Origin of the sequence: Sphingomonas zeae, assembly GCF_014197135.1 — a bacterium.
Classification (GTDB): Bacteria; Pseudomonadota; Alphaproteobacteria; order Sphingomonadales; family Sphingomonadaceae; genus Sphingomonas; species Sphingomonas zeae.
In genome coordinates this window covers 1-8216 of the sequence record NZ_JACIFA010000031.1, presented here as the reverse complement: position 1 = coordinate 8216, position 8216 = coordinate 1, and the positions used below count along the sequence as shown (strand labels likewise).

The following is an 8216-nucleotide window of genomic DNA, read 5'->3' as shown; positions in this document are numbered from 1 at the left end:
TCGTCCGTCAGCCAAAACAGGTCGCTCATTACCAGTCTCCTCACGGAGCCTGAATCAGATCGCGACGCTCACATCAATGGGTCCTGACCCTAGCTGAGAGGCGCATCCTGACCCTTCCTGTTTCTCGTATTTGCCTTACAGTAGCGGTTGCAGGCTGGAATCATAGCAAATCCGTTCGATGTTACTTTTGCCTCTGCCACGTTCCGGACCTATGCTGAAAACAATGGAACGGTAGCGCAACAGGCAAGATTGAGCCGGGGTACCGCGATGGCCGCGGCATCGGCCTATCGCATCAAGCAGAGAGACCCGATGGCATGAACTGACATGAAACACCGAATGGTTGGTCTGGCTGTCCTCCTGGTGACGGTCCTTCCTGGCGTTGCATCAGCCGCCGCTGATATTGCCATGCACCGCGACCCGGGTTGCGGCTGCTGTGAGAAATGGGCGGCCCAGGTCCACCACCAGTTCGGGCGCAAGGTACAGATCTCGGACGATGCGAACCGGGCGGCATTTCAGCGCCGTATAGGTGTGCCGGCGCAGTTCGCATCCTGCCACACCGCCATCATCGATGGCATGGCATTCGAGGGGCATGTGCCGATCGCCGACATGAAACGCGTGCTCGCGCAACATCCAAAGGGCGTCCGCGGCCTGGCCGTGGCAGGAATGCCGCTCGGTTCGCCGGGAATGGAGGTGCCGGGTGCGAAGGCGCAGCCCTTCGACGTCATCGCATTCGGCCTGGCTGGCCAGCGCGTTTATGCCCGCCACGGAGGCTAGGAGTTAGGCCAGGAGGCTTCTTACAGTTGCGCATGATGCTGTACGACAAGCATCACCCGGATATCCATGGTGAAGATATCAATTCGTCGGAGACTGAAATATTGGCCTTGAGCAGAACGCGACATTAGACAATATATTATATCCGCAAGACTGCCGAAATTTATAGAGGTACTAAACCTACCGTAATTGAGCTGGTCATTCCATTACAGCAAGAAGGTCGTCAATCGACACGGTGGCAAATCCGGTGAAGCTGTCGGCGACGGCGTACGGAAGGAGTAGGTCGCGTCCCACTGAGAGCGCACCGCAGCTATAAACCACGTTGGGGACATATCCGTCACGTTCCTTTGGACTGGGTGCCAAGACCGGACGCGGCGTGCGTGCCAACAGCTTCGACGGATCGTTCTTGTCCAGCAGGCATGCCCCAATACAGTAATTGCGAACAGTTCCGACGCCGTGAGTGAGGACCAGCCAGCCCTCGTCCAGCTCGATCGGCGACCCGCAATTGCCCATTTGGACGAACTCCCACGGATAGCGCGGCTCGACCAGCTTTGAGCCACCATTCCAAGCGAGGATGTCGTCCGACGTCAGCAGCCAAATGTTCTTGTTGTCCTGGCGGCCGAGCATCGCGAAGCGACCATCGATCAGGCGTGGGAAAAGTGCCATTCCCTTGCCGCCGGCAGCGTCGCCAGTCAGCGCACGCATCTCGAAGGCGCTGAAGTCGGTGGTGGTCAGCAACTCCGAGCGCGCAGCCGCACCACTGAATGCAGTATAGGTGCCATGGTAGGCGAAGACGCCGTCCCCCTCATCGAAACGAACGAGGCGCAGATCCTCGACGCCTTGGCGTTGGCTCGGCATTACCGGGAACAGCACCGTTTCCGAGATGGTCCGGCTTTCGCCCGAATAGAGTCGCACAGAAGCATTGCCCGTATCGGTCTGATCAATGACGGGGGGCACCGACACGGACCCCGGATCGTCGATGCTCAGCGTGCCGCCGGGTGTCCACCGACCCGTACGGAACGTTATGGAAGACAGGTGGCCTTCGCCGATCCCGCGCAGCGACAGAACGAAGCGGACCTCGCCATCCGCAACGTCGACCTGGTGCGGATGGAGCACCGCACTCGGGTTGAACAGTGCCGCCGCCTCATAGGCATATTCCTGGCTGAAGTACGCTCCAATCAACCTGCGTTGCGCGTCGTTGCATCGATCGGCGCCGTCGAAGCGATCGGCCATTTCGTCAAAGCGTCGCCGAAGGGTCGCATCAACTCCGCGGTGATTTTGGTCGAGCGAGGCCGTGACGCCCTCCAACTGCCTGATCAGTTCCGCCTCGTCGAGCGCAAGAATGAAATCGACCGTCTCCTGCGTGCGCGTCTTGCCGCCATCGAAGCCACGTGGGTAGCCGGGCTCGAACGGCCTTACCACAGTGCGTGACGGGTCGGGACGCAGCAGGATGTCGTGAAAACGAAGCTTCGCGCGTTCGACCATGGTAGACCTTCATGTGTCTTGAGTTCTAAGCCGCCGTTTATGGCAGTCAGACACCGTGCGGTAAGCGGTTCGGGCAGCCAAAGGTATTCTGCCTCACATATGAATTGGTTTGCCAGTCACCGCCATCGCCGCTTCCTTGAGCGCCTCCGAATGCGTCGGATGAGCATGGCAGGTGTAGGCAATATCCTCGCTGGTCACGCCAAATTCCATCCCCTGGGCGGCTTGGGCAATCATCGTGCCAGCAAGCGTGGAGATGATATGAACCCCGAGTACGCGGTCGGTCTCGGCGTCGGCAACGACCTTGACGAAGCCATCGGTGTCACGGTTGGTTTTGGCGGGGCTGTTGGCCGCGAAGGGGAATTTGCCGACCTTGATTTCCCCGCGAGTTCTCGCCTCCTCCTCGGTCAGGCCGACGCCCGCGATCTCAGGATGGGTGTAGACGACGGAGGGGATCACCGCATGATTTACGATGCCGATTTGCCCCGCGATGTTCTCGGCGACCGCAATTCCCTCGTCCATCGCTTTGTGCGCGAGCATAAGGCCAGGCACGACGTCGCCGATCGCCCAGATGCCAGGAACAGCGGTTGCAAAGCGGTGGTCCACTTCGATCTGCCCCTTCTTGTTCAAGCCAAGCCCGGTCTTGTCGAGTCCTAGGCCTCCGGTATTCGGCCGCCGCCCGATCGCGACCAGCACCGCGTCAGCCTCGATGGTGTCGGCCTCGCCACCCGCAGAGGGCTCAACCGTAATGGTTGCGGTCGAGCCGTTGCGTCCAACCGCTGTGACCCTGGCGCCAAGCCGCTTCCAAACTGAGCCGAGTTCAAGCCCGATCACGCCGGCACCGATGACGACGAGATGTTCGGGGACCTTGGCCTCCCCTCACCCGCCTCGCAGCCTTGGCTTGCGCCCCGCGAGCCTCGCCATAGCGCCCTGATCGCCGCAGCCGAGGCGATGCCGGCGAGGCTTGCCGATTGGGGTTACAGCGTGTCGACCGATCCGTTGGTGTGGAACCGCTATAAGGATCAGATGCGCTTGCGCCCCTCCCGCGGCGCGCATCCGCTCATCTGGGCAGAGGCGGTGTCGGCGGACGGCAGGTTCGCTTTCCGAGTCGAGAAGCGCAATCACGCGCCTTATTTCAAGATCGAGCGCGGCGACGCTTGGCTGCTGGTCGAGGAGGCATGTGTCCTTGTCCAGCGCACCACTGCCAAGGAGCAGGCTCGGCGCCTGATCGCCGTCGAGCTTCCGGCCGACTTCATTGCCCAGCATGGTGGGGTAGTGGTCGAAAACCACTTGAACATGGTTCGGCCAAGGCCCGCGTCATGGCGGAGTTTCGCGCCATAGCCGAATCCGCATGGACGCGGGCCGACTAGAAGAACCGGCAGCTATGGTTCGGACTGGGCGGGGCAGCGATCGGCATCCTCGCATGGACGATCCTGCCCGGCCTCGTCGCGCGCGAGATCGTGCCAGCGAGCTGGCAATGGCCCGAGCGCATGGCGGCGCGCACGCTCGACCTTCCTTCTCCTTGCCTTGTGTGGGTCGAAACCATTCGTCGTCGCGCAGCGCCCGACGTTCCGTGCGAGCGATCGTTTGTTCAGGGCTTGGTCGGACTATTGTCCTCGGGCCTATTCGATCAGTGAATGATTGCTAGCGAACCCCGCTGGCGGAAGCGTCTTTGGCGGCCCTGTCCAGGGCAGCAACGGCCTGCGCTGCTGCCTTGCAATCGCTGCCGCTTTCCTGACCGCGCTTGCAGCGTGTCACGACCAATCTGGCTTCGTCGGCATGAGTGCGGAAATATCCCTCGTCGCGGGGAGTGGTCAGACCACAACCGCATAAGGTAAGCACGACGGCGAAGTTAGCCGTCAAACGTGTCCTGTGAATCATCGAAATATCGCTTCTCTGAGGTTGGGTGTCCAACGTTATCGAACGCCAAAATCGTTTGGGGCCTGTTTATCTATCAAGATCCGTCCGGGTAGCACACTAGCGGGCATTGGCGGGCGTGGGGTGACCACGCAATGCTGACCGAGCGATGTCAGATCCTCTGCAAATGCTGCTCATCCCTCATTTAGGAAAGCGAACGTTATGGTGCGCACCGCTGGCCGTGATCAGCTATTCTGGGTTTGGCTATCATCGACGGCCGAATGGTGTTGCCTACCCCTGCCGTCGGTTGTGACACCCCGTCAGGGAGTAGGGTCTACCTGGCTGGATTGGTCATGGGCGTTGTGAAGCGGCGTGCTTCAAGCCAACAGATAAGTTCGTCGAACCAGTGGTCGCTTGTGGTGCCTTGGCGGTTCAGGTCGAACCCATGCCCGCCGCGCTCATACAGGTGCAGTTCGGCCGCTGCCCCCGCCTTCCGCCATGCGGTGTAGAGCAGCGTGGGATCGTTTGGCTGATACTCGTCGTCTGCCGCTCCCGCGATGAATGCGGGCGGAGCGCCGGCAGGCACCGGCGTGCGCAGGCCACCATAGATCAGGCCGACAAAATCCGGGCGCGACGCTACATCGCCGATCGCGAGATCAGCCGCGAGGTATGCCCCGGCCGAGAAGCCGATGACCCCGACACGTCGCGGATCGATGCTCCATTCGGACGCACGCTGCCGGACGATCGCCATCGCCTGCGCGCCATCCTCAACCGCGTGCGGCTCGCCGGCAAAGCGCGGCATCTCGACCGGCTCGCCGGTCTTCGCTCGCGACATGACGACGCCCATCTCTTTCATATGGACGTCGGGCATCCGCATCGGCCCGTCGCCGCTCCGGATCGTGCGGTATTTGAGTACGAAGGCGGTAATGCCGCGTGCTGCCAGCGCCCGCGCGACGTCAGTCCCGCCGAAGGTATAGCCGAGAGCTACGAAGCCGCCACCCGGCGCGACGATCACGGCGGTGCCGTTCGCGCGACCGGGTGCGGGTCGATACAGCTCCAGCGTCGGCTCGCTGACGTCGTAGATCATCATCTCGCCGTTCGGCAGCCGATCCCGCATTTCGGGCACGCCGAGCGAGGGCACGCTGCCTTTCGGGTACAGCGGGATGACGGTCCCGCCGGTCGCCGGCGTCTGCGCACTGGCGATCGTCGCCGAAGGCACGGCCGCTACAGCTATGCTTGCCACGGCGATCGAGCGGCACACGAAGCTGACCACGGTCATATCTGCACCTTCAGCGTGACATAGGCCGACCGGGGCTGGTTGGGCGCGACGACCGGATAGCCGAGGTAGGAATAGGGATCGAAGGCCCGCCGGTTGCCGAGGTTGACCACGGACGCGCCCAGCGTGAACCGGCCGATGTCGTAGGACGCCTGGGCGTCGAATGCGGCATAGCCCGGCACCGCGATCGTATTCGGCAGCGTCAGCTCGCGTGAGGTGAAGGCGCTGATGCCGGCCCCGAACGCCAGGCCCTTCGCAGGACCGTGCAGCACGCGGTAGCGGGCCGCGACACGCCCGCTGCTCCTAGGCACGCGAATGAGCCGATCACCGGGTGCCACGCCATCGTCGCGGGTGTCGGTGTAGGCGTAGTTGGCAAGCAGCGAGAAGGCGGGCGTCGGTTCCCACACCATATCGACCTCGACGCCGCGCGCGCGTTGCCGCCCGCTCTGGATGTAGAAGCCGACGTTCGCGGGATCGGCGGTGACGACATTGTCGTGGGTCTGGCGGAACACGGCGATCGTGCCGGACAGGCCGGTGCCGGCGAGCGCCAGCTTTACGCCGCCTTCGATGTTGCTCGACGTCTCCGGGACGGGCACAACCGTGCCGATGAAGCCAAACGGCGCACGGAACGCGGTCGCATAGCCCGCGAACAGTGCGACCCCCTTCACCACGTCGAGCGTGGCGCCGATCCGGGGCGAGAGGTGCGTGTAGGTCTTGTCATTCGCGACGCCGATGTTGCTGTTCTCGACGAACTTGAGCGAGGTTAAACGCAAGCCCCCGGTCAGGTGCAGCGGGCCGTAGGTCGCCTGATCCTGGATGTAGCCGGCGAAGGTCGTGAAGCGATCGTCGGTATAGGAGTTGACCGGGAGCTGCGGCGTGTAGCGCAGATCGTAGCTGGGGTTCGACAGGTCGATCGTGCCCGATGGACTGTCGCTGACGAACAGTCCCATCGCGCTGTGGAAGCTGGTCCAGTCGTAATTGGCGCCTACGAGTAGCTTGTGCGTGCCCCCAAGCAGATCGACGTCGCCGGCGAGGTTGGCATCGACCGTCGCCTCTTTCGTGCGGTTTCTCATGGTGATCGGGAAGACGTCGTAGAGCGGCGCGACCGTGCCTGTCGGGAACAGGCCGGGATAGACGAAGCTGCCCTGTTCATCGATCATGCTGGAATAATAGCGCCCGCTCACCGTCAGCTTCAGGCGATCCGAGAAGGCGTGGCGCAACGTCGCCTGTCCCATGCGGATATCGTTCGTCGTCAGCGGCTGATCGATCGGCGAGCCGGGGAAGGCGTCGCGGCGGATGGTGCCGGCCAGCGCCGCATCGGCGGGCAGGCCGGCATATTCGAGATTGCTGCGCCGACTGAACTGCCCTTGGAGCACTAGGTCGGTTGCCGGATCGATCTGGAACGAGAGGCTAGGCTGCACGGACCAGCGCCGCGCGTGCACCTTGTCGATCCAGCTGTGGTTGCTCTGGTACTCGCCCGTGATCCGCGCAGCGATCCCGTCCGCCAGTGGCACGTTGATATCGCCGTAGGGGTTCAGGGTCGAGAAGCTACCAGCGCGCATCGCCAGATAGCCGCCTGCCTTGTCGGTCGGGCGGACGCTTTCGAGGTTGATGACCCCGCCCAGCGGCGTGCCGATGCCCCCACCATAGAGCGTGGCAGTCGGACCTTTCAGGACATCGATCCGCCCAATGCCCACCAGGCTGTTGGGATCATAGGCCTGCTGGTTGCCCGCGAACACCGACAGCCCGTCGAGGTACACCTCGGCCGGGAAGCCGCGGACGATCGGCGGGATGAACAGCACCTCGTCGGATCGCGTCGGGGTCACACCCGACACATTCACCAGTGCGTCGCCAAGCGTGCGTCGATCCTGCTCCTGGATCAGCGTGCGGGTCAGCACCTGTACCGACTGCGGCACCTGGATCAGTGGCGTGTCGGTGCGCGTCGCTGCGCTCGTCTCGGGCGCGGTGTATGTCTCGCGTGCGCCCGTGACGATGATATCGCCGGTCCAGCTTTGCGTCGTGGTGGCGTCGGAAGTTGTGGACGAGGTGTTTTGTGTCTGTGCGGCAGCCGGCATCGCCAGCAGCATGCAGGGCGCAGCGGCACCCGCCAGAAGGTGTATTCGGATCATCGGAGATACCTTTGACCGGCCCGACGCCTATCGACGCGGACCGCAATTCATGGTCGCGCCGACGCAGCCGGCGCGAAATGACGGATCAGAGGTAGGCGGGAGGTCCGCGTAACGGTGGACGCAGATAGACCGATTGCGACGGCGCGGGCAGAATGCGCGCGACCAGGCCTAACGCCAGTATGAAGACGATCAGTGCGGCGAGCTGGATCGGATCGACCGCGCCGGTCATGGCGGCAGACAAGCCCGAGAAGGCGCAGGGCATCTCGGCTTTGCCGTGATCCTTCGACTGGCCGTGATCGGGCATGTCGCCATGCATTCCCGGCATATCCATCATCATCGTCGTTGCCGGACCGAAGCCGGAACAGATGGTGATAGCGATATGCCCGGACGCGTTGTCGATCATATAGCCGGTGGGCACCAGCAGCTTCAGCAACAGCGTCGCCGCGCAGATCAGTACGGCGAGGTGGCGTTGCGCGAGAAGATGCCGGATGGCGTGCACGGGAGCCGACTACCCATGTCGGTGGTAAGTGTCACTTGGACATTCGGTCTTATGCTCCGCGGAGGTGTCATAACCGGTCGGTTTTGACACCGCCACCCTGCTCTAGCTGTAAACGCTCGCGCTAAGTGGCGGCATTCTGATCGCGCTATTTGTCGGCGAGCGTCGCTACGCGGCTACCGGCTTGGTCTCGGCCGATCGCACA

Annotated in this window: 6 protein-coding genes and 1 pseudogene; 2 read left to right on the top strand and 5 right to left on the bottom strand. The window is 62.9% G+C overall.

What is annotated here, in order from left to right:
• Positions 1-324: 324 nt before the first annotated feature.
• A complete protein-coding gene (locus GGR45_RS19295; protein WP_175310450.1) occupies positions 325-774 on the top strand; it encodes a DUF411 domain-containing protein in 450 nt (149 codons plus the stop codon).
• A gap of 195 nt (positions 775-969) precedes the next feature.
• On the opposite strand, the gene GGR45_RS19290 is transcribed toward GGR45_RS19295, so the two are convergent.
• Positions 970-2256 carry a glycoside hydrolase family 130 protein gene (locus tag GGR45_RS19290; protein ID WP_009820587.1) on the bottom strand — a complete coding sequence of 429 codons (1287 nt, stop codon included), beginning with the start codon at positions 2254-2256 and terminating at the stop codon, positions 970-972.
• Between the two features lie 93 nt (positions 2257-2349).
• Positions 2350-3126: pseudogene (locus GGR45_RS19285) on the bottom strand (FAD-dependent oxidoreductase); the annotation flags it as partial.
• 111 nt (positions 3127-3237) lie between these two features.
• On the opposite strand from GGR45_RS19285, the gene GGR45_RS19280 reads away from it, so the two are divergent.
• On the top strand, positions 3238-3594 hold the full coding sequence (locus tag GGR45_RS19280; protein WP_217497853.1) for a hypothetical protein: 357 nt from the start codon (positions 3238-3240) through the stop codon (positions 3592-3594).
• 850 nt (positions 3595-4444) lie between these two features.
• Here the strand turns inward: GGR45_RS19280 and GGR45_RS19275 are convergent.
• The 3 genes from GGR45_RS19275 to GGR45_RS19265 all read right to left on the bottom strand — a co-directional run bounded on the left by GGR45_RS19275 (position 4445) and on the right by GGR45_RS19265 (position 8014).
• Positions 4445-5389 carry an alpha/beta hydrolase gene (locus GGR45_RS19275; protein WP_175310449.1) on the bottom strand — a complete coding sequence of 315 codons (945 nt, stop codon included), beginning with the start codon at positions 5387-5389 and terminating at the stop codon, positions 4445-4447.
• Positions 5386-7515 carry a TonB-dependent siderophore receptor gene (locus tag GGR45_RS19270; RefSeq protein WP_175310448.1) on the bottom strand — a complete coding sequence of 710 codons (2130 nt, stop codon included), beginning with the start codon at positions 7513-7515 and terminating at the stop codon, positions 5386-5388. Before GGR45_RS19270 ends, GGR45_RS19275 begins: the two co-directional genes overlap by 4 nt.
• Before the next feature lie 85 nt (positions 7516-7600).
• Positions 7601-8014, bottom strand: coding sequence for a DUF2946 family protein (locus tag GGR45_RS19265; RefSeq protein WP_175310447.1), 414 nt, complete (start codon positions 8012-8014; stop codon positions 7601-7603).
• Positions 8015-8216: the final 202 nt, after the last annotated feature.